Origin of the sequence: Bradyrhizobium sp. F1.4.3 (assembly GCF_040548375.1) — a bacterium.
Lineage (GTDB): Bacteria > Pseudomonadota > Alphaproteobacteria > Rhizobiales > Xanthobacteraceae > Bradyrhizobium.
On record NZ_JBEPRN010000003.1, the window covers coordinates 450802 to 474750 of the forward strand.

General features: G+C 64.1%; 24 protein-coding genes and 1 tRNA gene. 15 read left to right on the plus strand and 10 right to left on the minus strand.

What is annotated here, in order from left to right:
- Positions 1-3: 3 nt before the first annotated feature.
- Positions 4-1065, minus strand: a complete 1062-nt coding sequence (locus ABIB73_RS14170) for a polysaccharide deacetylase family protein (RefSeq protein ID WP_354224943.1) — start codon at positions 1063-1065, stop codon at positions 4-6.
- 253 nt (positions 1066-1318) lie between these two features.
- Here ABIB73_RS14170 and ABIB73_RS14175 point away from each other — a divergent pair, with 253 nt between their 5' ends.
- Together ABIB73_RS14175 and ABIB73_RS14180 are read left to right on the plus strand one after the other, a co-directional pair.
- Positions 1319-1612, plus strand: coding sequence for a hypothetical protein (locus ABIB73_RS14175; protein WP_354224944.1), 294 nt, complete (start codon positions 1319-1321; stop codon positions 1610-1612).
- A gap of 170 nt (positions 1613-1782) precedes the next feature.
- Positions 1783-1995: a hypothetical protein gene (locus ABIB73_RS14180; RefSeq protein ID WP_354224945.1), complete on the plus strand. Its 213-nt coding sequence runs from the start codon at positions 1783-1785 to the stop codon at positions 1993-1995.
- A gap of 131 nt (positions 1996-2126) precedes the next feature.
- Here ABIB73_RS14180 and ABIB73_RS14185 read toward each other — a convergent pair whose 3' ends face one another.
- Positions 2127-3815, minus strand: a complete 1689-nt coding sequence (locus ABIB73_RS14185; RefSeq protein ID WP_354224946.1) for an MFS transporter — start codon at positions 3813-3815, stop codon at positions 2127-2129.
- Between the two features lie 137 nt (positions 3816-3952).
- On the opposite strand from ABIB73_RS14185, the gene ABIB73_RS14190 reads away from it, so the two are divergent.
- From ABIB73_RS14190 to ABIB73_RS14220, 7 genes are all read left to right on the plus strand, one after another.
- Entirely contained in the window at positions 3953-5335 is a 1383-nt protein-coding gene (locus ABIB73_RS14190; RefSeq protein WP_354224947.1) for a hydrolase, read from the plus strand.
- 44 nt (positions 5336-5379) lie between these two features.
- Entirely contained in the window at positions 5380-6747 is a 1368-nt protein-coding gene (locus ABIB73_RS14195; RefSeq protein ID WP_354224948.1) for a cytochrome P450, read from the plus strand.
- A gap of 50 nt (positions 6748-6797) precedes the next feature.
- A complete protein-coding gene (locus ABIB73_RS14200) occupies positions 6798-8207 on the plus strand; it encodes an adenylate/guanylate cyclase domain-containing protein (RefSeq protein ID WP_354224949.1) in 1410 nt (469 codons plus the stop codon).
- Positions 8208-8479: 272 nt separating this feature from the next.
- A complete protein-coding gene (locus ABIB73_RS14205) occupies positions 8480-8968 on the plus strand; it encodes a tellurite resistance TerB family protein (protein WP_354224950.1) in 489 nt (162 codons plus the stop codon).
- Positions 8969-9197: 229 nt separating this feature from the next.
- The gene (locus ABIB73_RS14210; protein WP_354224951.1) at positions 9198-9977 is read left to right on the plus strand and encodes an SDR family NAD(P)-dependent oxidoreductase; all 780 of its coding nucleotides are present in this window, start codon (positions 9198-9200) and stop codon (positions 9975-9977) included.
- 131 nt (positions 9978-10108) lie between these two features.
- On the plus strand, positions 10109-10912 hold the full coding sequence (locus ABIB73_RS14215; protein WP_354224952.1) for a glutamine amidotransferase: 804 nt from the start codon (positions 10109-10111) through the stop codon (positions 10910-10912).
- 103 nt (positions 10913-11015) lie between these two features.
- Positions 11016-11828 carry an enoyl-CoA hydratase gene (locus tag ABIB73_RS14220; protein WP_354224953.1) on the plus strand — a complete coding sequence of 271 codons (813 nt, stop codon included), beginning with the start codon at positions 11016-11018 and terminating at the stop codon, positions 11826-11828.
- A gap of 118 nt (positions 11829-11946) precedes the next feature.
- On the opposite strand, the gene ABIB73_RS14225 is transcribed toward ABIB73_RS14220, so the two are convergent.
- Positions 11947-12022, minus strand: a tRNA-Ala gene (locus tag ABIB73_RS14225).
- 187 nt (positions 12023-12209) lie between these two features.
- Here ABIB73_RS14225 and ABIB73_RS14230 point away from each other — a divergent pair.
- Genes ABIB73_RS14230 through ABIB73_RS14240 form a run of 3 tightly spaced genes read left to right on the plus strand, consistent with a single transcriptional unit; the run spans position 12210 to position 13756 of the window.
- Positions 12210-12500 (plus strand): YggT family protein, encoded by a 291-nt coding sequence (locus ABIB73_RS14230; protein ID WP_045004511.1) that lies wholly within the window; start codon positions 12210-12212, stop codon positions 12498-12500.
- Between the two features lie 37 nt (positions 12501-12537).
- The gene (locus ABIB73_RS14235) at positions 12538-12870 is read left to right on the plus strand and encodes a DUF167 domain-containing protein (protein WP_354224954.1); all 333 of its coding nucleotides are present in this window, start codon (positions 12538-12540) and stop codon (positions 12868-12870) included.
- 1 nt (position 12871) lies between these two features.
- Positions 12872-13756, plus strand: coding sequence for a bifunctional methylenetetrahydrofolate dehydrogenase/methenyltetrahydrofolate cyclohydrolase (locus ABIB73_RS14240; protein ID WP_354224955.1), 885 nt, complete (start codon positions 12872-12874; stop codon positions 13754-13756).
- Positions 13757-13892: 136 nt separating this feature from the next.
- On the opposite strand, the gene ppa is transcribed toward ABIB73_RS14240, so the two are convergent.
- The gene (ppa, locus tag ABIB73_RS14245; RefSeq protein ID WP_354224956.1) at positions 13893-14429 is read right to left on the minus strand and encodes an inorganic diphosphatase; all 537 of its coding nucleotides are present in this window, start codon (positions 14427-14429) and stop codon (positions 13893-13895) included.
- Between the two features lie 179 nt (positions 14430-14608).
- Positions 14609-15118, minus strand: a complete 510-nt coding sequence (locus ABIB73_RS14250) for a GNAT family N-acetyltransferase (protein WP_027555342.1) — start codon at positions 15116-15118, stop codon at positions 14609-14611.
- Positions 15119-15384: 266 nt separating this feature from the next.
- Between ABIB73_RS14250 and ABIB73_RS14255 the strand changes: the two genes are divergently transcribed.
- Positions 15385-16293, plus strand: coding sequence for an alpha/beta hydrolase family protein (locus tag ABIB73_RS14255; protein WP_354224983.1), 909 nt, complete (start codon positions 15385-15387; stop codon positions 16291-16293).
- Between the two features lie 43 nt (positions 16294-16336).
- Positions 16337-16744 (plus strand): thiol-disulfide oxidoreductase DCC family protein, encoded by a 408-nt coding sequence (locus ABIB73_RS14260; RefSeq protein WP_354224957.1) that lies wholly within the window; start codon positions 16337-16339, stop codon positions 16742-16744.
- A gap of 224 nt (positions 16745-16968) precedes the next feature.
- Here ABIB73_RS14260 and ABIB73_RS14265 read toward each other — a convergent pair whose 3' ends face one another.
- The 3 genes from ABIB73_RS14265 to ABIB73_RS14275 form a co-directional block, all read right to left on the minus strand.
- Positions 16969-18216, minus strand: coding sequence for a flavin monoamine oxidase family protein (locus ABIB73_RS14265; RefSeq protein ID WP_354224958.1), 1248 nt, complete (start codon positions 18214-18216; stop codon positions 16969-16971).
- A gap of 235 nt (positions 18217-18451) precedes the next feature.
- Entirely contained in the window at positions 18452-20278 is a 1827-nt protein-coding gene (typA, locus tag ABIB73_RS14270) for a translational GTPase TypA (RefSeq protein ID WP_354224959.1), read from the minus strand.
- Between the two features lie 293 nt (positions 20279-20571).
- The gene (locus ABIB73_RS14275) at positions 20572-21348 is read right to left on the minus strand and encodes a Crp/Fnr family transcriptional regulator (RefSeq protein ID WP_354224960.1); all 777 of its coding nucleotides are present in this window, start codon (positions 21346-21348) and stop codon (positions 20572-20574) included.
- A 161-nt stretch (positions 21349-21509) separates the two neighbouring features.
- On the opposite strand from ABIB73_RS14275, the gene ABIB73_RS14280 reads away from it, so the two are divergent.
- Positions 21510-21908 carry a response regulator gene (locus ABIB73_RS14280; RefSeq protein WP_354224961.1) on the plus strand — a complete coding sequence of 133 codons (399 nt, stop codon included), beginning with the start codon at positions 21510-21512 and terminating at the stop codon, positions 21906-21908.
- 19 nt (positions 21909-21927) lie between these two features.
- Here the strand turns inward: ABIB73_RS14280 and ABIB73_RS14285 are convergent, their stop codons facing one another.
- Together ABIB73_RS14285 and ABIB73_RS14290 are read right to left on the minus strand one after the other, a co-directional pair.
- On the minus strand, positions 21928-23469 hold the full coding sequence (locus tag ABIB73_RS14285) for an alkaline phosphatase D family protein (RefSeq protein ID WP_354224962.1): 1542 nt from the start codon (positions 23467-23469) through the stop codon (positions 21928-21930).
- A 234-nt stretch (positions 23470-23703) separates the two neighbouring features.
- Positions 23704-23949: transposase (locus ABIB73_RS14290; protein ID WP_354224963.1), on the minus strand; the 246-nt coding region annotated here is incomplete at its 5' end.

Genomic DNA, 23949 nt, shown 5'->3' on the forward strand with positions numbered 1-23949 from the left:
TGCTTAACGCTGCGAGACCGTCTGTACCACGCTCGAGACCGGGCGCGCGTTCGTCGCACCGGACGTCGGCACTTTCAGCTCCTTGAGCAACGCCTCGTCATACTCAGGCAGCGACTCGAACGTCGTCTTGGCCTTGATCTGCACGACCTTGTAGCCACCGGCTTTGAGACGCGCGAGTAGCGTCGGCAGCGCTTCGCCGGTCCGCTTCTGGAAATCGTGCATCAGGATGATGCCCTTGCCGAGCTTGTCGAGCTTGGTCATCACGTTGCTGATGATCTTGTCCGGCGTGCTCTCCTTGCGGAAATCGAAGGAGTCGAGGTCAGTTGAGAAAATTCCGACGCTGCGGCTGCCGAGATAGCTCACGAGCGCCGGATTCTGCTGAAGCTGCGGGAAGCGGAAGAACGGCGACGGATTGGTGCCGAGCGCCCATTTCACCGCACTGAAGCCCTTCTCAATCTCGTCCTTGGCCTGCTGCTCCGTCATCTTCTTGCCGTTGAGATTGACGTGCGACCAGGTGTGCGTGCCTACAGTGTGGCCCTGGGCCAGAACCTGGCGCAGGATCTCCGGATGCCAGGTGGCGTGCTTGCCGACCGAGAAGAACAGGCCCTTGGTGCATTCATCGGCCAATGCCTTCAGCACGGCCGGCGTGTTGTGCGGCCAGGGACTGTCGTCGAAGGTCAGCACGACCTCCTTGTCGGCGAGGAAATCAAACTGCTTGAATTGCTCGAAGCCGAAACCCGGACCGCCGGTCGTGTCGATCTCGACCACGCGCGACACGCCCAGTGCATTCGGATTGGTGCAGCTCGTCGTTTGCTGAGCCGGTGCCGGTGCGGGTGCGGGCGTAGGCGCCGCAGCCAGGGCGGCAGGCTTGCCCGCGATTGCCCCGGTGGTCTCGACGTCATCCTTGGCGGCAAGCTTGGCCGGCGCCGGCAAAGGATCGGCGGCACGGGCGGCTGTTGTCTTGGGGGCGCCCTGGTCGGCGCGCGAGGAATAGAAGAACCAACCCCCGGCGATCACGACCGCCGCAACTACACTGGCCAGCATCAGGCCCAACGCATTACGCATCGCTACTCTTTCCAAATACGCAACCAAACCAGCGGAATTTCCCGCGCGACGAGCCATTAATGCGAAGGAACAGTTAACGTGACACCAACACGACAGCGGTTGCGGAGGAATTTCAGGCAGGTGCGCCAAAGTGACCGGTGTCACAGTTGCGATGCGGCACGTGACCGTCATCACAGTAGAAACTGTTTTGCTGGAGCATCGTAGTTCCCATCAACAACGGGCCCCGCTCCGGCGGCGCCAATGGGAGCTTCAAATGACCAAGTCGTTCTCCGCTAAAATCCGCGACACCGGCCTGGCGCTGGGCTTTGCCGCCATCGTCTCGATCGTCTCGACGACCTCGAGCTTCGCTTTCTCGGCCGAAGCGCAGCAGCAGTGCACCGGCGATGCCTTCCGCCTGTGCTCGTCGGAGATCCCCAACATCCCGAAGATCACGGCGTGCATGATGAAGCATCGTACGGATCTGAGCGCCGGCTGCCGCGCGGTGATGGACAAGGACCTCGCAAAAGGCGCGTCACGCAAGGTCGCTGACGCCCAGGACGGTCAGTAAGAGCGCGCAACTCAGCGATCGTTGCGTCGGTTAGCTCCCCACGCGATGTGCCCCGGCATCAAGCCGGGGCCACGCGGCGGCGGGATGCAGCCTATTAATAAAGCCGTTGCGGCTCCGGGATCACCGCACTAGCTTCGCCCGCACATCTGCCGGGTAAGAGGCATTACGCGATGACCAGATTTCTTTTCATGATTCCATTGATCCTGTGCGCGTCGGGCGCCTCCGCGCAGCAGCCCGGCCATGACGCGTGCGCGCGTGACGTCACACGCTTCTGCCGTCCGGTGATGAACAATGGCGATCAGGCCGTGCTTGCCTGCCTGAAAGAGCATCGCGCGCGGCTGAGCAAGGCCTGCGACAAGGTGCTGACGGAACACGGGCAGTGACAGTCATTCCGGGGCGCGCCGTTAGGCGCGAGCTACGATGCGCAATTGCGCATCAGAGAATCCATTTCTCCAAGCATATGCCGCTCGATGGATTCCGAGTTCGCGCTTCGCGCGCCCCGGAATGACGAGGCCTAAGTGCTGCTTCCCGCCGCGGTCGCGACCACCGGCAGCACCTCGGCACTGGCGCGATCCGGCGTCTCTTCCTTCCAGCGCACCGATCCGAACGGGCGCTCCAGCATCCGGCGGATCCGCACCGGATCGGGGCCGATATGGAAATCGATCGCTTGCTGATGCAGCGCGCGTTCGGACTGGGTCGAACGGTTGCGCTGACGCAGGTAATCGAACCAGGTCGGGCAGTGATAGCGCTCGGTCCACAATTCCGGATCGGCGATGTCGCGCGCGATCGACCAGCCATAGGCGCCGTTGCGCTGCCTGGAGAGCTGTACGTCCTGCATCACATTGTGGAATGGTCGCGCGTTTTCCTGCGACACCCGGTATTCGATCTCCACCACCAAAGGTCCGCTGCGTCCGGTCAGCGACAGCTTCACTTCCGGGTCGGCCAGCACGTCGGCGTCCTCGTTGCGGGCGCCGACGCGCGGCATCGCCAGCCAGATTCCGAGCAGCGGCGAGATCAGCATCAGGCCGGCCGCCGTCAGCAGGGCGACCTCGACGCCGGCATAATCGGTGAGATGACCCCAGCCCCAGGCGCCGATCGCGATGCCGCCGGAAATCGAGGCCTGGAATGCCGCGAGCGAGCGGCCCGCGACCCAGCGCGGCGCCGAGAGCTGCACGCCGATGTTGAACAGCGCGACGGAGGCCATCCAGACCGCACCGGCCAGCACCAGCGCGGCCGCGGTCAGCACCGGTTCGTTGCTCACGGCAAGGGCGGCCATCGCGAATGCCATCGAGATGGTGCAGGCGCGGATCGCGGCCTCGCCGCTCATGCGCTTGCGCAATTCATGGATATTGAGCGCGCCCACGACAGCACCCATACCGAAGGCGCCCAGCATGATGCCGTAGGTCTGCGCGCCGCCGTGCAGGAGGTCGCGCGCGACCAGCGGCATCAGCGCCATCACGGCACCGCCGCACAGGCCCATCACCAGCGTGCGCAACAGCACGATCTTGATCGGCGGCGAGTTGGTGATGTAGCGGAAGCCTGAAACCATGGCGCGGTTGAGCTTTTCCCGCGGCAGCCGCGAGGGCTCGGTGCTGCGCCGCCACAGCAGCAGCACCACCAGCAGCGGCAGATAGAGGATCGCGTTGCAGGCAAAGGCGGCGACCGCGCCGGCAGAGGCGACGATGACGCCGCCGATCGCGGGGCCAAAACTGCGTGCGATGTTGTAGCTGATGCCGTTGAGCGCCACCGCCGATGGCAGCGAATCCGGCGGCACCTGCTCGCTGACCGAGGATTGCCAGGCAGGCCCGAACAGCGCGTTGCCGCTGCCGACGATGAAGCAGAAGGCCAGCAGCGTTTCAGGGCTGATGAGCTTGAAACCGGCCAGGATCGTCAGCGCGGTCGCGCCGGTCAGCGCGATGCAGAGCGAGACCAGGGTCACGATACGGCGGTCATACATGTCGGCGATGGCGCCGGCCGGCATCGAGATCAGCATGATCGGCAGCATCAATGCGGTCTGCACCAGCGCCACCTTATCGGCGGAGGCCGCCATCTGCGTCATCGCCCAGGCCGCGCCCACGCCCTGGATCAGGAGGCCGAGATTGGAGAGCAGGCTGGCGAGCCAGATGCGCCGGAATACGGTGTATCGCAGCGGTGCCGTGATGCCGTCGGCGGAACGTCTCTGACGGTTCGTCTGCTCGGTCATATCCCCTTCCAAGTCGTCTGGCAGAAATGGTTTCAATGATTCCGGCGTCGTCAGTGATGCCCGCGAAAGTCCTTCGCTGTCCAGTGGTTAGGCCGCTATAAGCGGTGCAAAGACATGGTTTTGCCGGGGAGGACCTTATGAAGCTGTCACGACGGACAATCCTGCAAGGTGCAGGTAGCTTGCCTTTCGCTGTTGCGAGCTTCCAGATGGATGCGCTGGCGCAATCTCCGTCCGCGGCCAAGAGCACGGACAAGACCTCCGAGGTGCCGCCGATCCTGTTCGTCCATGGCAATGGCGACTACGATGCGGTCTGGATGACGACCATGTGGCGGATGGAATCCAACGGCATCGCGCGCGACCGCATGATGGCGATCAATTTCACCAATCCCACCGCGCGCGACGACGACACGGTCGAGCAGGCCAACCGTTCTTCGACCGAGGACCAGCGCCGTGAGCTTGCCGCCGCTATCACCGAGCTGAAGCGCCGCACCGGCGCGGCACGCGTGGCGCTGGTCGGCAGCTCGCGCGGTGGCTACACGATCCGCAACGTCATCAAGAACGGCGGCGCTGATGATGTCAGCCGTGCCGTTCTGTGTGGCACCCCCAATCACGGCGTGTTCGCGTTCGATGCCCTGCTCGGCAGCGAGTTCAACGGACGTGGCGCGTTCTTGCGCGGCTTGAACGAGGGCGAGAGCGAGGTGACGCCGGGCACGGCCTTCCTCACCTTGCGCAGCGACGGCATGGACAAATATGCGCAAGCCGACGGCCGCTTCATGGGCAAGCCAGGCGTGCCGACCGGCGTCACTGCCGAGGGGCCGGAGCTAAAGGGCGCCACCAATCTCGTGCTCGGCGCGCTCGACCATCGTGAGACGGCATTTCATCCGCGCGCCTTCCGCGAGATTTACAAATTCATCGCCGGCTGCGAGCCCGCGCGTATCGCGATCGTGCCGGAGCGGAGTGTCCGGCTCAGCGGATTGGTCACGGGCACGCCGGGCGGTGTGCCGACCAATCGTCCGGTGGCCGGGGCGAAGGTGGAGGTGTTTCGTGTCGATCGCGAAAGCGGGGAGCGCAAAGGCAAGGCCGTGCACCGCTCGACGACGGCGGCCGATGGCCGCTGGGGACCGGTCGAGGTCGATCCCGCCTGGCCGCTCGAATTCGTGCTGACCTCGCCGGACGCACCGACGACGCATTTCTACCGCTCGCCCTTCCCGCGCTCCTCGAACGTCGTGCATTTGCGTGCCGCGCGCCCGTTCGGACCGGCCGACAAGGACGCCGGCGCGGTCGTGCTGATGTCGCGCCCGCGCGGCTATTTCGGCCTGCCGCGCGACATCGTTGTGCTCGACGGCAAGGAGCCCGCCGACGTTAAGCCGGGTGTCCCCACGGATTCGGCAGCAACCCTGCGCTTTCCGGCCGGCGAGGTCGGGCGTAACGTCGTGGCCGAGTTCAATGAAGAACGAATTGTGGCACGCGCCTGGCCTGCCCCCGAGAACAGGATTGCGGTTGCCGAACTGACTTATTAGCTGTTGAGCGGCGCAAGTCTGCTAAATGCCTGCGGGAGAGAGCCATGAACATCGCCAGCGCGCGTCGGCCCATCGTCCCTCCGACCCCGCCGCGCGCCCCGGACGATATGTCGTTCTTCGGCCGGCTTGCCGTGATCAGGCAGAACATGATCGCAACCTGGGGGCAGCGCGCCTATGAGGAAGATGTCATCCAGGGCCGCCTCTTGCTGCACAGGAGCTTCATCCTGAACCGTCCGGACGCGATCCGGCATATCCTGCTCAACAATTACGAGAACTACACGCGCACGCCGGCGGGCATCCGCATGCTGCGCCCCGTGCTCGGCGAGGGTCTCCTGATTGCCGAAGGCCACGCCTGGACGTTTCAGCGCCGTACATTGGCGCCCGCCTTCACGCCGCGTGCCACCGCAAACCTCGTCCCGCATATGACGGCGGTGCTCGACGAGACCATCGCAAAGCTCGATGCGCAAACGGGCGAGGCCGTCGATCTGCGCGAGATGATGCAGCGCATGACGCTCGAGATCGCCGGGCGCACGATGTTTTCGTTCGGGATGGACCGGCATGGCCCGACCTTGCGCAACTTCGTCATGGAATATGGCGAGCGACTCGGCCGGCCCTACTTCCTCGACATGGTGTTGCCGGTGTCCTGGCCGACCCCGATGGACCGTGCCCGCGCTCGCTTCCGCAAGCGCTGGACTGAATTTGTCGCGATGCTGATCGCCGAGCGGCGTGCGGCGGGCAAGAAGGACGGCGCGCCGCCGCGCGATCTCTTCGATCTCATGGACGAGGCGCGCGATCCTGAAACGGGCAAGGGCTTTTCCGACGCGCAGCTCGTCGACGAGGTCGCGACCATGATTCTCGCGGGTCACGAGACCACGGCAACCGCGCTGTTCTGGGCGCTCTATCTGCTCGCGCTCGATCCGGACAGCCAGGAGGAGGTTGCCTCCGAGACCCGCGGCGAACATCTCGACAGCATTGCCGACATCGATCGCCAGAAACTCACCCGTGCGGTGGTCGAGGAGACCATGCGGCTTTATCCGCCTGCCTTCCTGATCGCGCGGGCCGCGCGCGACAAGGACAATGCGGCCGGCGTTGCAATCGGCAAGGGTGACATCATCATGATCGCGCCGTGGCTTCTGCACCGGCACGAGAAGTTGTGGGATCAGCCGAACGCATTCATTCCCAAGCGCTTCCTGTCGATGGACGCGCCGGATCGCTTCGCCTATCTGCCGTTCGGCGCCGGCCCGCGCGTCTGCATCGGCGCGCCGTTCGCGCAAGCCGAATCGGTGCTGGCGCTGGCCCGGCTGATCGGGGCGTTCCGCGTCGAGCTCGTCGACACCAATCCGGTCATCCCCTACGGCGTCGTCACGACCCAGCCGGATCACTCACCCATGTTCCGCATCACGCGTCGGTGACAGGCATTCGTCTGGCCAATGGCGTGATCCACCCTAGATAGAGTTACGCCATGAGCGACATCCAGGCCCAGTTGTCCGTGCTGAAGCAGACCGCCGATCCGAAGGTGGTAGATGCGATTCAACACCTCATTGATCATGGTCAGGATCACGAGCTCAACCGCGTCAACGTTCTCGACTTCTCCAGACAGTACAATCTCGACGAAGAGCGGGCGATCTCGGGTTTCCTGCATTCGGCGCGGCTCGGGCTGTTCGATCTCGGCTGGAACGTGCTGTGCCCGGGATGTGGCGGCGTGCTTGGCGCGCATTCGACCCTGAAGGCGCTCAAGCCGGACGATTATCACTGCGCGCTTTGCGCCTGCGGCTACAAGGCCTCCGTCGACGACCAGGTCGAGGTCTCCTTCACCGTGAATCCGCGCGTGCGACGGATCGCGGCGCACGATCCCGATACGCTTCCGGTGTGGGAATATTTCAAGCAGGTGTTCTGGAGCTCCGGCGTCGACTTCGACAAGGAGTCCTTTGCGACGCTGTCCAACGAGGTGACGCTGGATACGCTCGAGCTGCCGGCTGGCGAGAAAGCGACCATGTCGCTGCAACTGCCGAACGACTTCATCATCATCTTCGAGCCGGTGACGCACGCCGCCCAGTTCATCGACGTGCAGGGCGAGCCGACCAAGGACCGTCAGCAGCTCGCCATCATGTACAACAAGGTGCAGGCTCCGACGGGGACGACGACCATGCGGCCGGGCCCGCTGCGACTGTCGCTGGAGAACCAGGCCGGCGTGCGCGTGCTGCCGTCGGTGTTCATCGCAGCCGAGGCGCTCCATCATCTGATCGGCAGGCGCAAGCCGTTCCTCACCGCCAAGCGGATGCTGTCGAACCAGACCTTTCGCGATGTCTTCAAGGCGGACAATCTCAGTCTCGACCAGCGGCTCCAGATCACCTCGCTGACCTTCCTGTTCACCGATCTCAAGGGCTCGACCGCGCTCTATGAGCGCGTCGGCGATCTCGCCGCCTTCGATCTCGTGCGCGCGCATTTTCATGCGCTGCTCGAAATCATCTCGTCCGAAAAGGGCGCCGTGGTGAAGACGATCGGCGATGCCGTGATGGCGACCTTCGTTCGTCCCGAGCACGCGATCGTTGCGGGCCTGCGGATGCGCGCGGCAATGGACGAGCTCAACAGGCAGCGCGGCACCGCCGACCTCATCGTCAAGATCGGCATCCATGAAGGCCCGTGCCTTGCAGTGATGCTCAACGAGCGCCAGGATTATTTCGGCCAGACCGTCAACATCGCGGCGCGCGTGCAGAGCCTGTCGACCGCGCAGGAGATCCACATCACCGGCCCGGTGCTGGATGCGCCGGCCGTGGCGGAAGTGCTGAAGCAGCGCGAGATCAGGCCGATCCAGAAACAGGCCGCGCTCCGCGGCATCGCCGACAAGATGGTGGTGTACGAGATACCGTGAGTGGCTTCCTCCATTGTCGTCCTGGCGAAAGCCAGGACCCATTACCCCAGGGAAGAGTTTGGCGAAGACTGATCGTTCGGTACTTCGACTGCGCGCAATCGATAGATTCCGCGGTATGGGTCCTGGCCTTCGCCAGGACGACATCAGTGGAGATTGCCGAAACGTAATGCAGCGCGCGGAACTGACGCACGTTGCGCTGGTTGAGTTTCCCACTCATATAATGGCTTGTAGCGGCCGCTTCCCGCGGCTTCATCGATTTCGGTAGGGACTTCATGCTGGACGGCCTGCGCCAATTCATCGCTGAAATTGTTGCCCCTCATGCCGGGGATCGCGCCTTCGGCGACAGCGATTATCGGCTGGCGGCAACCGCACTGCTGGTCCACGTGATCTCGCTTGATGGCCAGCCGACTCAGGCCGAGCAGCGCAAGCTGCACAGCCTGATCGAAAGCCATTTCGGTTTGGATCGCGGTGCCGCGGACCGTCTGATCGCCGACGCGACCCAGGTCGAAGGCGAGGCCGTCGATCTCTACCATTTCACCAGCGTCATCATGCGCTCGCTTGACGAAGAGGGCCGCAAGCGCATCGTCCAGATGATGTGGGAGCTGGTCTATGCCGACGGCCAGGTCACCGAGTTCGAGGACAACGTCGTCTGGCGCGCCTCCGACCTGCTCGGGATCGCCCAGCGCGACCGGATCGACCTCAAGCATGCGGTTGCGGACCGCGCCGGCGGTCAGGTGAAGGACGGCGCCGTCAGCGGCTGATCCATCCCGATACGGCGCATTGCCGGTTGTATTGACCACATGACGAAACTTTAATGTAACCCCAAGCGCCAGGGTTACGGATTCCTCTGTAAATCCGCGGTTTTTCCCGCTCTCCCTGTTGCCCGCTCAGGCGGCCATGCTGCCAGCGCCGCTTGCTTGTCGCGCGCGGCCTATGCTCTCGTTCCAACCATTGCGGGGCCAAAATACTTCAATTCAAGAGACTTCGATCGTGACTGAGCGGGTAACGTTGATCACCGGTGCCTCGGCGGGCATAGGCACGGAGCTGGCGCGTGTGTTCGCCGCGAATGGACACCGTCTCGCGCTGACAGCGCGGCGGGCGGACCGGCTGGAGGCGCTCGCGAACGAGCTCGCCGCCAAGGGCGGCAAGAAGCCGATCGTGATCGCGTGCGATCTGCAAGAACCCGACGCCGGCGAGAAGATCGCGGCAGCGCTCGCGGCCGAAGACGTCGAGCTCGATCATCTCGTCAACAATGCCGGCTTTGGCGTATTCGGCGATGCAATCGAGCGCGACCGCGTCGAGCAGGTCGGCATCGTCGATGTCAACGTCCGGGCTTTGACGGATCTGTCGCTGCGCTTCGCCGATCAACTCATCAGGAACAAGGGCGGCCTTCTCAATGTCGGATCGATCGCGGGCTTTCTGCCCGGCCCCGGCATGGCCGTCTACTACGCCTCCAAGGCCTATGTGATCTCTTTCACCGAAGCGTTGCGGGCGGAGCTCGCGCCGCACGGCGTTCGCGTCACCGTACTTTGCCCGGGTCCGGTGCCCACCGAATTCCAGGCGCGCGCCGGCGTTGGGTCCGGACATGATACCGCCGTTCTCAATGTTCCTGCCGCCGATGTTGCACGGGAGGCCTATCGTGGCCTGATGGCAAACAAACGGGCAGTGCTGCCTGGTCTGGGCATCAAGATTCTGCCGTTCGCGCTGCGTTTCTTCCCGCGTGACTTCATCCTGTCAGCCACAAGTCGGTTCCAGAGGCAGAGGCACTAGGAAACCCCGAAGCGCCCGCACTGGCCCGGAGTTTGCTTTCCATATCGAGAAGCTTGTGTGCGCGAACTCACACGATGTTAACCATCGCTTAGCTATGCTGTCGGTCTGAGCCGATAGCATTTGGAAAGGCAATGTCGTTCCGGACGGACAGGTTTGGTGGCGCGGAGGTAGTGCCCTTCCCAACGAGAAGGGCCCTTGGCGCATCTGCTGCCCGTCCTGAACACCGGCTGCCGGTTCTCATCGTCCTGCATCAGGAATCCTCGACGCCCGGCCGCGTCGGCAACGCGCTTCGTGCGCTCGGCCATCCTCTCGACATCCGCCGTCCCCGCTTCGGCGATCCCCTGCCCGAGACGCTCGTGCAGCATGCCGGCGCCGTGGTCTTCGGCGGTCCGATGAGTGCCAACGATCCCGACGACTACGTCCGCCGCGAGATCGGCTGGATCGAGATTCCGCTCCGCGAACAGCGGCCGTTCCTCGGCATCTGCCTCGGTGCGCAGATGCTCGCGATGCAGCTCGGTGCCCGCGTCGCGCCGCACGCCGACGCCCTGACCCAGATCGGCTACTACCCGATCCGCCCGACGGCGGCCGGACACGCGCTCTGCTCGGCCTGGCCGGCGCAGGTCTATCACTGGCATCGCGAGGGATTCGAGCTGCCTGTCGGCGCCGAGCTGCTCGCCGAGGGCGACGATTTTCCGATCCAGGCATTTAGCGCCGGCAATGCCTTCGGCTTGCAGTTCCATCCCGACGTGACCTACGCGATGATGCATTGCTGGACCACGCGCGGCTATGACGGCCTCTCTGCACCGGGCGCGCGCGAACGGCATCATCATTTCGCGGACCGTGCCGTCTACGATTTCGCGGAGCGCGCCTGGCTCGATCATTTCATCGACGGATGGCTGACGCGCCGGCCGATGCTGGCGCAAGCCGCCGAGTGATCGCGCGGCCCGCGCACGGAACCCTTGCCTCATCCCTGAATATGCTAGGCTCGCTCCCAATGAGCGCGCGCGAAGGCGTGCCGGGAAACACAGGGAGAGCGCCGTGGCCTACGAACACATTCTCCATGAGGTGAGCGACAGGATCGCGACCATCACGCTCAATCGTCCCGACCGCATGAATGCGTGGACGCCGATCATGGAGCGCGACGTGCGCCATGCGATGGAAGCGTCAAGCGCCGACGACAATGTCCGCGTCATCGTGCTCACCGGCGCGGGCCGCGCCTTCTGCGCCGGCGCCGACATGGATGCGCTGAAAGGGCTCGATCCCAACGACGTCAGGCGCGCCTCGAACCTGCCGCCCTTCGACATGAATCGCCGGCCGGACTGGCAGACGCGCTACGGCTTCTATCCGTCGATCGGCAAGCCGGTCATTGCCATGCTCAACGGCGCGACCGCCGGCATCGGCCTCGTGCATGCGCTTTATTGCGACCTGCGCTTCGCCGCAGACAACACGGTGTTCACGACAGCCTTCGCGCGGCGCGGCCTGATTGCCGAGCACGGCATCAGCTGGATGCTGCCGCGCATCGTCGGCCACGCCAATGCGATGGATTTGCTGCTCTCGGCGCGGCGCGTTTCGAGCGACGAGGCGTTGCGGATCGGACTGGTCAACCGGCTCTGCCCGCCGGAGAAGCTGCGCGAGGAGACCTATGCCTATGCGCGTGACCTCGCCGATTTCGTCTCGCCGAGTGCGATGGCCGGGATCAAGCGGCAGCTCTACGAGGTGCCGTTCCAGACGCTGGCCGAGGCCACGATCGAGGCCAATCGCGAGATGCTGGTCGCGCTCAATGGCAGCGATTTCCGGGAGGGTGTGGCGAGCTTCATGGAGAAGCGGCCGCCAAGGTTTACAGGGAGGTAGGCCTTGTAGAAGGGGTTCGCCGTCGCCCTGCGGGCTATGGCGGGACAGCCTTCGCTCCCTTCGCTACGAAAGAGCTCGGCTGGCTTGCCTAGCCGTAGCTCGCGAAGCGAGCGAAGGCTGGTGGAGCCAGGCGGGATCGAACCGCCGACCTCGTCATTGCGAACGACGCGCTCTCCCAGCTGAGCTATGGCCCCGTTTGCTGGCCGCTCTGGTCAATGCGGCCGACAACCGGGCGCCATTTAAGTCCCCGCCAAGGTCAAGTCAAGGACGGGTGTAACCAGGTTTTAGCCATCCCGGCGCCGACTTCTCTTGTTTGGGCCGGGGGGAACCGATATCTAGCCATGACCATCCCACGACACAGGCCCAGAGAGTGTTTCGCTGATGCGCCCGATAGTCTTCATTCTGATCCAGATTATCAATCTGTACATTTATCTGCTGATCGCATCGGCAATTCTGTCCTGGTTGATCGCGTTCAATGTTGTGAATACCCGCAACCAGTTCGTCGGAGCGGTCGCGGAGTTTCTCTATCGGATTACCGAACCGGTCCTCGGCCCGATTCGGCGGAGGCTGCCCAGCATGGGCGGGCTCGACATGTCTCCGATCGTCGCGTTCTTCGTGCTTTGGTTGATCCAGCTCTATCTCGCCGAGTACGTTTATCCGAACGTGCCCTAGGTCGATGGAACCGTGATGGAGCCGCAGTGGAGCCCTGATGGTCCCTTGGCGCATCTCCACCACGGGCGTCAGCATCGCGTTGCGGGTGACGCCGCGTGGCGGCCGCGATGATTTCGACGGGATCGAGCAGCTCTCCGATGGCCGCAGCGTGTTGAAGGTGCGCGTGCGTGCCGTTGCCGATGGCGGCGAGGCCAATCGCGCGGTTCTCGCGCTGCTGGCGAAATCGCTCGGTGTGCCCAAGGCGAGCGTCACGCTCCTGTCCGGGGCGACGTCGCGGCTGAAGCAGATCGCGGTCGAGGGCGATCCGGCACGGCTTGCCGAAGCGTTGCGTCAGCTCGCCTCGGCCAAATCGACAGGCATGAGGAACTGACATGACGGCCAAGATCATCGATGGAAAAGTCATTGCCGCGGAACTTCGCGGCCGCGTCGCCGACGAGGTCGCCCGCGTCAAGCGCGAGCACAATCTGGTGCCGGGGCTCGCGGTGGTCCTGGTCGGCAACGATCCCGCGAGCGAGGTCTATGTCCGCTCCAAACACACCCAGACCCAGGCCGCCGGCATGGCCTCGTTCGAGCACAAACTGCCCGCCGACGTCTCGCAAGGAGATCTGCTCGCGCTCGCCGCAAGACTCAACCGCGATCCCGCCGTGCACGGCATTCTGGTGCAACTGCCGCTGCCCAAGGGCCTCAACACCGAGGCCGTGATCAATGCCATCGATCCCGCCAAGGATGTCGACGGGCTGCATCCCAACAATGCCGGCCGGCTCGCCGGCGGGTTCGAGGCGCTGTCGCCCTGCACGCCGCTCGGCTGCGTCATCCTGACCAAGAGCGTGCATGCCTCACTCGAAGGCATGAACGCCATCGTCATCGGCCGCTCCAATCTGGTCGGCCGTCCGCTGGTGCAGTTGCTCTTGAACGAGAACGCGACGGTGACGATCGCGCATTCGCGCTCGCGCGATCTGCCCGGGCTCGTGAAGCGCGCCGACCTCGTCTATGCCGCCGTCGGTAGACCTGAGATGGTGCGCGGCGATTGGCTGAAGCCGGGCGCGACCGTGATCGACGTCGGCATCAACCGGATCCCGAAGGAGGACGGCAAGACCCGTCTCGTCGGCGACGTTGCCTACCAGGAAGCGCTTGCGGTTGCCGGCGCGGTGACGCCGGTGCCGGGCGGCGTCGGCCAGATGACGGTCGCCTGCCTGCTCGTGAACACGCTGCGCGCCGCTTGCGCGATCGCAGGGCTGCCGAAGCCAGCGGTGTAGTTGAACTCTCGTGCCCCGGACGCAGCGCAGCGTGAAACGATGCGCTGCAGAGCCGGCGCCCAGTACAAGTGGCGCCATGGGTCCCGGCTCTGCGGCGCACCACTTCGTGCTGCGCCGCGTCCGGGACACAAGTCTTTTACGCTTTCTTTTTCTTCTCGCGCTCGATGCCCTCGAGGATCAGCTTCTGTGCCTCTTCCGGGCCGCCCCAGCGCAAAATCTTCACCCACTTGCCCTTCTCGAGATCCTTGTAGTGCTCGAAGAAGTGCTGAATCTGCTGGAGCGTGATGTCCGGCAGGTCGCTGTAGGACTTCACCTTGTCGTAGCGCTGCGTCAGCTTCGACGACGGCACCGCCAGAATCTTCTCGTCGCCGCCGGCTTCGTCTTCCATCATCAGCACGCCGACCGGACGCACGCTCATGACGGCGCCGGGGATGATGGCGCGGGTGTTGACGATCAGTACGTCGCAGGGGTCGCCGTCATCGGACAGCGTGTGCGGGATGAAGCCGTAATTGCCGGGATAGCGCATCGGCGTGTAGAGGAAGCGGTCGACCACCAGCGTGCCGGCTTCCTTGTCCATCTCGTATTTGATCGGTTCGCCGCCGACGGGGACTTCGATGATGACGTTGACGTCGTGTGGTACGTTTTTCCCGATCGAGACCGCATCGATACGCATTCAAGGCTCCGTTGTTGCCGAGGTTAAATCGCGCCCGGCAGCGATTTTCGCACTGTCATACGCGGGCTTGGCCCGCCTATCCATCGCGTTTTTGTGAAATAATGAATCCCGCGATCACCGGCCCAAAAGGCAACGGTATCGACGGATACGGAAACGCTGCCGGTTAAGGTTTCAGCAGCTCAATTGGTCCAGGCGAAGGCAACCTTGTCGAGCGACTTCGGCCCGAATCGCTCCGAGGAGCGTGCCACCATGCGGCCGCCCAACGCCCGGTAGAATTCGGTCGCCGGATCGTTGTCCGACAGCGCCCACACCACCATGCTCTTCAGATTGCTTTGCATGAGGTCGCGGCGGGCGGCGGCGAACAGGCGGCGGCCGAAGCCGAGGCCCTGGAATTCTGGACGCAAATAGAGCTCGTAGATCTCGCCGTCGAAGTGCAGGCTGCGGGCGCGGTTACGGCCGTAATTGGCGTAGCCCGCGATCTTGTCGCCGAACACCAGCACGCTGACGCGGCTGCCCTTGCGGATCGCGCTGTCCCACCATTGCGGGCCACGGCGGTTGATCAGCTTCTCCAGCTCGGCACCGGGAATGATGCCCTGATAGGCCGAACGCCAGGCTTCGTCATGAGTCGACGCCACCGCAGTTGCGTCTGCAGCTTTGGCCGGCCGGACCTCGATCAGGGTTGTGCTCATGGACGCGATCAAACCAAGTCGCCGCGCCGGCGGCAAGACCTATCGTTAATTATCGGTTAACCTGTGGACTTTCTGCATCAGTATTTTCACCATATTGTACCGAAAGAGGACAAGGCGCTGCCTCGAACGGCAAGGGCCTGCCATGTGTCGGTGCAAAACTGCCGCGCCGTAACCAATGAACGGCGATGGCAACGCAGAAAGTCCGCCCAGGACGATTCGTTCCTACTAGTCTGGCCTGCGCCATTCGTATTCGCCTCCGGCAATTCATGCGGCTCCTCAACACCCTTGTCCTTCTGCCTCTGCTGCCTCTGCTGCCTCTGCTGTCCCTGCTGACTGCGCCGTCTCTGTGCGCTCAGGTCACGTTTGGGGCATCGAGAGAGGAAGCCGAGCCGTTCCGTCGGCAAGAATGGCGTGTGCCGTCACCGGATACCGACATTGCCGCGCATGCGCTGTTGTTTCGCCCAGCCGGCACAGGTCCGTTTCGGCTTGCGGTGATCGCGCACGCCTCGACGCAGAATGTGTTGCGTCGCGCGCAAATGCCGCAGCCGGAATACCGCGCGCTCACAGCGTTTCTCGTCGCGCGCGGCTTCGCCGTGCTGGTGCCGGAACGGCTCGGCCACGGTGCGACCGGCGGTCGGTATGTTGAGGACCAGGGCGGCTGCGACGAGGCGGATTACGTGCATTCCGGCCGCGCAACCGCGGAGGAAATTTCGCGCGCGCTGGACTATTTGCTCAAGCAGGATTTTGTCCGCAAGGACGCCGTCGTCCTGCTCGGCCATTCCGCCGGTGGCTGGGGCGCGCTGGCCCTGGCGAACGCCGATCCGAAAGCGATCTCCACGGTCATCGCGTTCGCGCCGGGGCGCGGCGGCCATGCCAACGATGAACCGAACCGGGTCTGTGCTCCCCATGCGCTGGTCGCGGCGGCTGCCGAGTTCGGTAAGGCGGCGCGCATCCCTGTCACATGGCTCGTTGCGGCGAATGACAGCTATTTCGCTCCGGCATTCTCGCGAGGTTTGGCGGATGCGTTTCGCGGCGGCGGCGGCAAGGTTGATTTTCGCACCCTGCCCGCGGTCGGCAGTGAGGGTCACTGGATGATCGAGACCGAAGCCGGCGTCAAAGCCGCAAGCGGCGAGCTCGATCGCGCGCTGAAGCCGGTGGCGGCGAAGAAACCATGACGCTGTATTTCCTGGTCGCGCCGCTGATACTGGATAATCGCTGATGCAAAATTGGCCCGACGACGACGTGATCCTGTTCGACGGCGTCTGCATCTTCTGCTCGCGCTGGGTGCGCTTCGTCGCGAAGCGCGACACGGCGAGGCGGTTTCGTTTTACGCCGATCCAGTCGGACTACGGGGCGCGGCTTGCGAAGGCGTTCGGCATCGATCCGGATGATCCCGATACCAATGCCGTGGTTCACGGTGGTGAAGTGTTCCTGAAGTCAGACGCTGCGCTGACGGTGCTGTCGCAACTCCCGGGATGGGGTTGGGCGCGGATGTTGTTCGCCGTGCCGAAGCCGCTGCGGAATGTGGTGTACAGCCTGATCGCGCGCAACCGCTATCGCATTTTTGGGAAATACGATGCGTGCTTTGTGCCTGACGAAGATTTGCGGGCAAGGGTGATTGAATGACCTGTCATCGCGAGTGCAGTCGTGAATCGAAATGTTTCCAAAAATTCGATGTCGTCCCGGCGAAGGCCGGGACGCATAACCACAAGGCGAAGTTTGGCGAAGACTGTTGGTTCGGGAGTCAGCGCGCGGTACCAACACGGAGGTTTATCGATAGATCACGCGGTATGGGTCCCGGCCTTCGCCGGGACGACATTGGGGCGTGGCGCCGTAACGACAGCGTCTAGTCAGCGCGTCCCGATCGCCGCCAGCACTTCCTTCGCAGCCCGCTCCCCGCTGTCCCTCGCCCCATGCGCCGTCGTGAAGAAATTGGGCGACGTCGCCTCGCCCGCAAAGAACAATCGCTCGTCGACCGGTTCCGCCAGCGCTGCACGATCACCGGCGTGGCCGGGCAGCGCGTGCGAATAGGAACCTCTCGCGAAGGGATCGTGGGCCCAGCGCGACTCGCACAGCGGCTTCAGCTTGCGGCGGATGTCGTTGCCGAGAAAGCCCGCGATCTCGTCGATGCCCTGCGCGGCAATGGCGCCCTCGCCGGCGTCTTCCAGCTCTCTTGCAAAGCTGCCGCCGAAAAAGCCTTCGATGCAGGGCTGGCCGAACGGGCGGATGTGGTAGGTGCCCATGTCGGTACGCATGGTGGCGCCGCGCAGGTTTCCTTCCTTCGGGAAGGCTTCCGCATCGTCGAGCGCCAGCGTCACCTTGTCGTCGACGCCGAGTGGCAGGCCGGCCGCGGCATCGATCTTCGTGGGCAGGGCCGGTGAAAAACGGATCGCCTCGTCGGTGATCAGATTGGTCGGCACGGTGACGATCACCTTGTCGGCGATCAGCGTGCCCTGCGATGTTTCGAGGCGGATGCGCTTTCCGGAATGATCGATCAGCGTGACGTTGCAGCTCAGCGCCACCGGACAGTTTGCGCCATAGGCCGCGATCAGCGCGCCATAGCCGAGGCGGATGCGCCAGTTGGCATTGGTGTCCTCATAGACGTCCCAGTCGAGCGTCGACATGTCCTTCAATTCGCAGCCATTAATGTAGGTCGAGATCGCGTCGATCATGGGGTTCCAGCGATTGCCGGGTTCCAGACTTTGGCTCGCAGGCTCGTCCGTGTCTTTTTGGGCGGCTTCCCAAAGGCGTTCATAGAACGCGTCCATTGCGCGCATGAAATCGTCGCGCTGGCTTTGCGGAAATGCATTGCCGAAGGCGCGATCGCGCCAGGGCGGCAGGTCCGTGTTGACCTCGAAATCGAGCTGGTTGGCGATCGTGACGAAGGAGTTTTTGTCCGCCGAGTGCAGCCAGCCGCAGCCGACGTCGAAGGTCACCTCCGGCGAGGCCTGCACGGTCCAGGCGCGTCCGCCGAGCCGATTCCGCGCCTCCAGCACGATCACGGAGAGGCCGGAGCCGTGCAGCGCATGCGCTGCGCCGAGGCCGGCGGCGCCGGCGCCGATGATCGCGACATCGACGGAGGAGGGCAGGGAACTCATGAGCGGGCTCTAGCACGTTCGTAATGAGCGCTAAAGCCGGACAGATATGCAGCTCCCGTGTCCCGGACGCGCTGCAGCGCCCATAGCGCGTCGAAGACGCGCGTGAACGCGTTTATGGCGCTGCTGCGCAGAGCCGGACCCACGGCGGGGAATATGCGCGGCGAAAGTACTGGGCCCCAGCTCAGCAGCCGCATCACTCCGTGCTGCGCTGCGTCCGGGGCACGAGAGCGTGGCCTTACGCCACGGCTTCCTTGGACTTTTCCGCGCGCTTGCGCTCGTTCGGGTCGAGGTGCTTCTTGCGCAGCCGGATCGACTTCGGCGTGACCTCGACGAGCTCGTCGTCCTCGATATAGGCGAGCGCCTTTTCCAAGGTCATGCGGATCGGCGGGGTCAGGCGCACCGCTTCGTCTTTCGACGTGGTGCGGATGTTGGTGAGCTGCTTGCCCTTGAGCACGTTGATCTCAAGATCGTTGTCGCGCGTGTGCTCGCCGACGATCATGCCCTTATAGACCTTCCAGCCCGGCTCGATCATCATCGGGCCGCGGTCTTCCAGCTTGAACATGGCATAGGCCACCGCGTCGCCCTGGTCGTTGGAGATCAGCACGCCGTTGCGGCGGCCCTGGATCTCGCCCTTGTACGGCGCATAGCCGTGGAACAGGCGGTTCATGATCGCGGTGCCGCGGGTGTCGGTGAGCAGCTCGCCCTGATATCCGATCAGGCCGCGGGTCGGCGCGTAGAACACCAGGCGCAGGCGGTTGCCGCCGGACGGCTTCATCTCGACCAGCTCGGACTTGCGCTCGCTCATCTTCTGCACGACGACGCCGGAATGCTCCTCGTCGACGTCGATGACGACCTCCTCGATCGGCTCCATGGTGGCGCCGGTGGCCTCGTCCTTCTGGAGCACGACGCGCGGACGCGACACCGAGAGCTCAAAGCCCTCGCGGCGCATGGTCTCGATCAGGATCGCGAGCTGCAATTCGCCGCGGCCCGAGACTTCCATCGCGTCCTTGTCCGACGCTTCGACGACGCGCAGCGCGACATTGCCTTCCGCTTCGCGCAGCAGGCGGTCGCGGATCATGCGGCTCGTCACCTTGTCGCCTTCGGTGCCGGCGAGCGGCGAGTTGTTGACGATGAAGGACATCGACACGGTCGGCGGATCGATCGGCTGCGCCGGCAGCGGCACCTCGACGGTCGGATCGCAGAAGGTGTCGGCGACAGTGCCCTTGGTCAGGCCGGCGATGGCGACGATGTCGCCGGCTTCGGCTTCCTCCAGCGGCGTGCGCTCGAGGCCGCGGAACGCCAGGATTTTCGTGATGCGGCCCGTCTCGATCATCTTGCCGTCGGCGTTCAGCACCTTGACCTGCTGGTTCGGCTTGACCACGCCGGACGAGATGCGGCCGGTGATGATGCGGCCGAGATAGGGGTTGGCTTCGAGGATGGTGCCGATCATCCGGAACGGACCTTCTTCGACCGTCGGGGGCGCGACATGGCGCAGGATCAGGTCGAACAGTGGCTCCATGCCCTTGTCCTTCGGACCTTCCGGGCTCTCGGCCATCCAGCCCTGCTTGGCCGACCCGTACAGGATCGGGAAGTCGAGCTGCTCCTCGCTGGCGTCGAGCGCCGCGAACAGGTCGAACACCTCGTTGATGACTTCGGTCGGGCGCGCGTCGGGACGGTCGACCTTGTTGATGACGACGATCGGCTTCAGGCCGACCTTGAGCGCCTTGGAGACCACGAATTTGGTCTGCGGCAGCGGGCCTTCGGCGGCGTCCACCAGCACCAGCGCGCCGTCCACCATGTTGAGGATGCGCTCGACCTCACCGCCGAAATCGGCGTGGCCGGGGGTGTCGACGATGTTGACGCGGGTGTCCTTCCACTGCACCGAGGCCGCCTTGGCCAGAATGGTGATGCCGCGCTCACGCTCCAGATCGTTGGAGTCCATGGCGCGATCGGTCACCTTCTGGTTCTCGCGGAACGTGCCGGATTGCTGGAGGAGTTTGTCGACCAGGGTCGTCTTGCCGTGGTCGACGTGGGCGATGATGGCGACGTTACGGAGGTTCATGAGTGAGCTTCTTTGCGGTCGGACAATGGGTTAAGCGCGATCTCGCCGGTCAAGCCGGGACCTCTTCACGGATAACGCTGGAAACGTGGAAAACGGGGCCTATTACGCCCAAAAAGGAAGCCCGGCCAGATCGACCGGGCACCCTGCGCGTTTGCAGCGCAATATAGGCAGAAAACGCCAAAAAACAATGCGTTCTTTCGGGATTGGTTGACTGAATTTTGTCCGGGAATTCCCGGGGCTTAGGACCGGTTCGGGGCCTAATTGCGGGCCATGGCCCGCAAATGACCGTCCGATCAGCTCCGGGCCGAGCTGCGATTCGCCTCCTCGGTCGGGTAGACCCCGCGCAGCACCTCCTCGAAATGCATCTTCACGGCATCGTTGCACAGACAGGCGCGCAGGCGCAGGCCGTCGCGGTTGCGGACCAGGATCGAGCCGCGCCGCGTGTCGAGCACACCTTCCGCCTTGAACGACTGCAGCACGCGGCTCGCATAGCTGCGGCCGACGCCGAGCAATGTCGCGAGCTGCTCATGCGTCAGCGGCACGCTGCTCTCGTCGCCGGTCCGTTCCATCGCCGCCAGAATCCATTTTGCCGTGCGCTGCTCGATCGAGTGGATGGCGTTGCATGCGGTTGACTGGAAGATCTGCGCCAGCATGCAATCGGCGTAACGGGCAAAAACATTGCGCAGCGACGGCGAGCGCAGCTTGGCCGCTTCCAGCTTGGCGACGCGAATGCGCGCAAACGGCCCGCCGAACTTCACGCAGATTCGGGTATAGGCCGGCAAAAATCCCTCGCTGACGATGCCGCCCACCGCGCCTTCGCGGCCGACCAGAATGGTCTCGACGTCGCGGCCGTCTTCATTGGGGACGAGAAACGTTGCCAGCGAGGGACCGCAGGGAAAGTGCACGACCTGGACATCGTCGCCGGGACTGTAGAGCAGCTCGTTGGCCGCAGCGTCGTCAACGCTGACCTGCGGCGCGAGCAGCGCATAGTCCGCCGGGTTCAGGCGCCGCAGGAGGTTGTTGGTCGGCCGGGTGCTAACCTCGGCTGCCTCGCCGGTGCGTGCGTCCATCGTGAACTCCCATCCTCCTCCCCCATTAGCGAGCTTCGTCCATGCCCTGTGTCCACAAGTGGACAGACTGGAAAACGGCGATGTGGTGGGTTTCGTTCCGGGAACCCCCGATGTGCTGGGCGCAGGCATCGCGTCGCGGCAGTCCTGGTCCGAGAAACCTCATGCTTCAAGATTCGATTATGGCACCCGCTCTTTCCGATGGTTCCGACTGTCCTGCCGATGTCCTGATCGTCGAGGACGATCCGATCATCGCGATCGATTTCGAGGATCGCCTGCTCGGATTTGGCGTGAAGAGCGTGCGCACCGTGGGTTCGGTGGCGCAGGCGCTGGAGGCGATCGCGAAGCGCCCGCCCGATTTCGCGCTGCTGGACGTCGAGCTGATCCGCGAGAAAAGCTTTGCGATCGCCGACCGCCTCGCGACCTTCAGGATTCCCTTCGTGTTCGTCACCGGTTACGGCGCCGAGACGAGCATTCCCGCGCAATTCGGCGCGCGGCCACGGCTGCAAAAGCCATGCTCCAGCGACGCGCTGGAGGCAGCGTTACGGACGCGCGGCACCTGACGGCGCGCCGGCCTCAGCTTCAGGCGGATTTCGGATCGAGTGTGGTCGACCACAACGCGACATCGGCGCGGTCGCGCAAGGTCACCGTCATCTGGCCGGAGGCGCCGTCGATCTTGACGTGACCGAAGAACTGCATGCCGGCCGACGGCGGCAGGTTCTGGTTGTCTTTCCCCGGCGCCTTGATGAAGCGCACGTCAGGTCCAAAGGTGTTGTCGAGCTCGTTCGGACCGAAAGTGCCGGCGTGCAGCGGGCCCGAGACGAATTCCCAGAACGGCTCGAAGTCCTGAAATTGGGCCTTGTTCGGATCGTAATAATGCGCGGCGGCGTAGTGCACGTCCGCTGTCAGCCACACCGTGTTTGCGATCGGCGCCATCTTGATGAAGCGCAAGAGATCGGCGATCTCGAATTCGCGGCCGCGCACCGGGCCGTTGCCCTGCGCGAAAGCCTCCGAGCCGCCCTTCGGCGTGTCGGGCACGACCAGGCTCAGCGGCATGTCGGAGGCGATCACCTTCCAGGTCGCGCGCGAATTGAGCAGGCCGCGCTTGAGCCAGGCGATCTGGTCGGGGCCAAGGAAGTAGCTGGCCGGGCCGTATTCCGTATCGAGGTTTGCGCCGTTCGGGCCGCGATAGCTGCGCTCGTCGAGCACGAACACGTCGAGATGCGGGCCGTAGGAGATCTGGCGATAGACGCGGCCCGGCTCGACGATGCTTTCGCGCATCGGATACATCTCGTGGAACGCGCGTCCTGCGCGGGCCGCAAGCAGCGTGATGTCGCGTACCTTGTAGGTCGCCGGCAGATCCTTCGACAGCGACCAGTTGTTGGTCACCTCATGGTCGTCCCACTGCACGAAGATCGGCACCTCGGCATTGAACGCGCGAACGTTGTCGTCGGTGAAATTATATTTGTGCGCGGCGCGGTATTCGTCGAGCGTCTCGGCGACCTTCGCCTTCTCGGGAATGGTGACGTTCTTCCAGATCTTGCCGTCGGCGAGCTTCACCTCGGATGCAATCGTACCGTCGGCATAGATGGTATCGCCGGAGTGCAGCAGGAAATCCGGACGATGCTTGCGCATGGTCGAGAAGGTGAACATGCCGCCGTCGTCGGGATTGATGCCCCAGCCCTGTCCTGCAACGTCGCCGCCCCAGACAAAGCTGACGTCGCGGCGATCGGCCGGGGCAGTGCGGAAGCGGCCGACCACGGGCTCGCCCTCGACCGCGGTATGCGAGAGATCGCGGAAGCGGACGCGGTAGAAGATGTCCTGGCCGCCCGGCAGGTTCTCCAGCAGCATTTTTGCGGTGAAGTCACTCTCGGGCAGCGCCGCGATCGGCGGCAGCGCGCGGGCGTCCTTGAACGATTCCGTCGTCGCGACCTCGACCAGCATCTGGGACGGACGGTCGGCGCGCGCCCAGACCACGCCGCCATCGACGGTGACGTCGCCGGACTGCACGCCGTGGGTGACCGCAGGGCGGTCGGCCGCGCGTGAAAGGTGAGGCATCGCGATCGCGCCGAGCGCACCGGCGCTGGTGGAGAGGAAACGGCGGCGGGAGAATTTGAGTTTCATGGCGATGCTCTCGATATCGCGCGGCGCGACCGCCGAGGCGGCCGTCGCCAGGATGAAGTCCGACGCTATATTGAGACAATGTGACGCAGCGATAACGCGCCCAAGCGTTTAGTCCAACTGAGCCGCAACTTCAGCCCTCATCCTGAGAGCTTGTGACGCTTTTGCTCGTTCGGAGCGGAGTGGGGCTGCTTGTCGCGGTAAATGGCGGGTCTGAGTTCGTCGATGAGCTCTCGTTTATGCGCTGCGGAGGCGGTTGTCTTGCAGGATGTTGTTGGTGAGGGCGTACCAGAGCACGACGGCGCGGACCTTTTCGATCCCGCGCACGGTCAATTGCCGTAGGTTCCAGTTGCGCCAGCGGGCATGGATGCACTCGCATATCGAACGAGGCTTGTACCGGGCCTTGCCCTCTTCGCTCGCCATCCGCGCACGCCAAGCCAGTACTCCCGCGCCGTCGCCGCGTCGCGGCAGGTAGGGGTCGGT

Bases quoted from the DNA above. Each gene is read 5' to 3' on its own strand.
- ABIB73_RS14170 (WP_354224943.1), bottom strand. From the start codon at position 1,065: ATGCGTAATGCGTTGGGCCTGATGCTGGCCAGTGTAGTTGCGGCGGTC.
- ABIB73_RS14175 (WP_354224944.1), top strand. From the start codon at position 1,319: ATGACCAAGTCGTTCTCCGCTAAAATCCGCGACACCGGCCTGGCGCTG.
- ABIB73_RS14180 (WP_354224945.1), top strand. From the start codon at position 1,783: ATGACCAGATTTCTTTTCATGATTCCATTGATCCTGTGCGCGTCGGGC.
- ABIB73_RS14185 (WP_354224946.1), bottom strand. From the start codon at position 3,815: ATGACCGAGCAGACGAACCGTCAGAGACGTTCCGCCGACGGCATCACG.
- ABIB73_RS14190 (WP_354224947.1), top strand. From the start codon at position 3,953: ATGAAGCTGTCACGACGGACAATCCTGCAAGGTGCAGGTAGCTTGCCT.
- ABIB73_RS14195 (WP_354224948.1), top strand. From the start codon at position 5,380: ATGAACATCGCCAGCGCGCGTCGGCCCATCGTCCCTCCGACCCCGCCG.
- ABIB73_RS14200 (WP_354224949.1), top strand. From the start codon at position 6,798: ATGAGCGACATCCAGGCCCAGTTGTCCGTGCTGAAGCAGACCGCCGAT.
- ABIB73_RS14205 (WP_354224950.1), top strand. From the start codon at position 8,480: ATGCTGGACGGCCTGCGCCAATTCATCGCTGAAATTGTTGCCCCTCAT.
- ABIB73_RS14215 (WP_354224952.1), top strand. From the start codon at position 10,109: ATGTCGTTCCGGACGGACAGGTTTGGTGGCGCGGAGGTAGTGCCCTTC.
- ABIB73_RS14230 (WP_045004511.1), top strand. From the start codon at position 12,210: ATGCGCCCGATAGTCTTCATTCTGATCCAGATTATCAATCTGTACATT.
- ABIB73_RS14235 (WP_354224954.1), top strand. From the start codon at position 12,538: ATGGTCCCTTGGCGCATCTCCACCACGGGCGTCAGCATCGCGTTGCGG.
- ABIB73_RS14240 (WP_354224955.1), top strand. From the start codon at position 12,872: ATGACGGCCAAGATCATCGATGGAAAAGTCATTGCCGCGGAACTTCGC.
- ppa (WP_354224956.1), bottom strand. From the start codon at position 14,429: ATGCGTATCGATGCGGTCTCGATCGGGAAAAACGTACCACACGACGTC.
- ABIB73_RS14250 (WP_027555342.1), bottom strand. From the start codon at position 15,118: ATGAGCACAACCCTGATCGAGGTCCGGCCGGCCAAAGCTGCAGACGCA.
- ABIB73_RS14255 (WP_354224983.1), top strand. From the start codon at position 15,385: ATGCGGCTCCTCAACACCCTTGTCCTTCTGCCTCTGCTGCCTCTGCTG.
- ABIB73_RS14260 (WP_354224957.1), top strand. From the start codon at position 16,337: ATGCAAAATTGGCCCGACGACGACGTGATCCTGTTCGACGGCGTCTGC.
- ABIB73_RS14265 (WP_354224958.1), bottom strand. From the start codon at position 18,216: ATGAGTTCCCTGCCCTCCTCCGTCGATGTCGCGATCATCGGCGCCGGC.
- typA (WP_354224959.1), bottom strand. From the start codon at position 20,278: ATGAACCTCCGTAACGTCGCCATCATCGCCCACGTCGACCACGGCAAG.
- ABIB73_RS14275 (WP_354224960.1), bottom strand. From the start codon at position 21,348: ATGGACGCACGCACCGGCGAGGCAGCCGAGGTTAGCACCCGGCCGACC.
- ABIB73_RS14280 (WP_354224961.1), top strand. From the start codon at position 21,510: ATGCTTCAAGATTCGATTATGGCACCCGCTCTTTCCGATGGTTCCGAC.
- ABIB73_RS14285 (WP_354224962.1), bottom strand. From the start codon at position 23,469: ATGAAACTCAAATTCTCCCGCCGCCGTTTCCTCTCCACCAGCGCCGGT.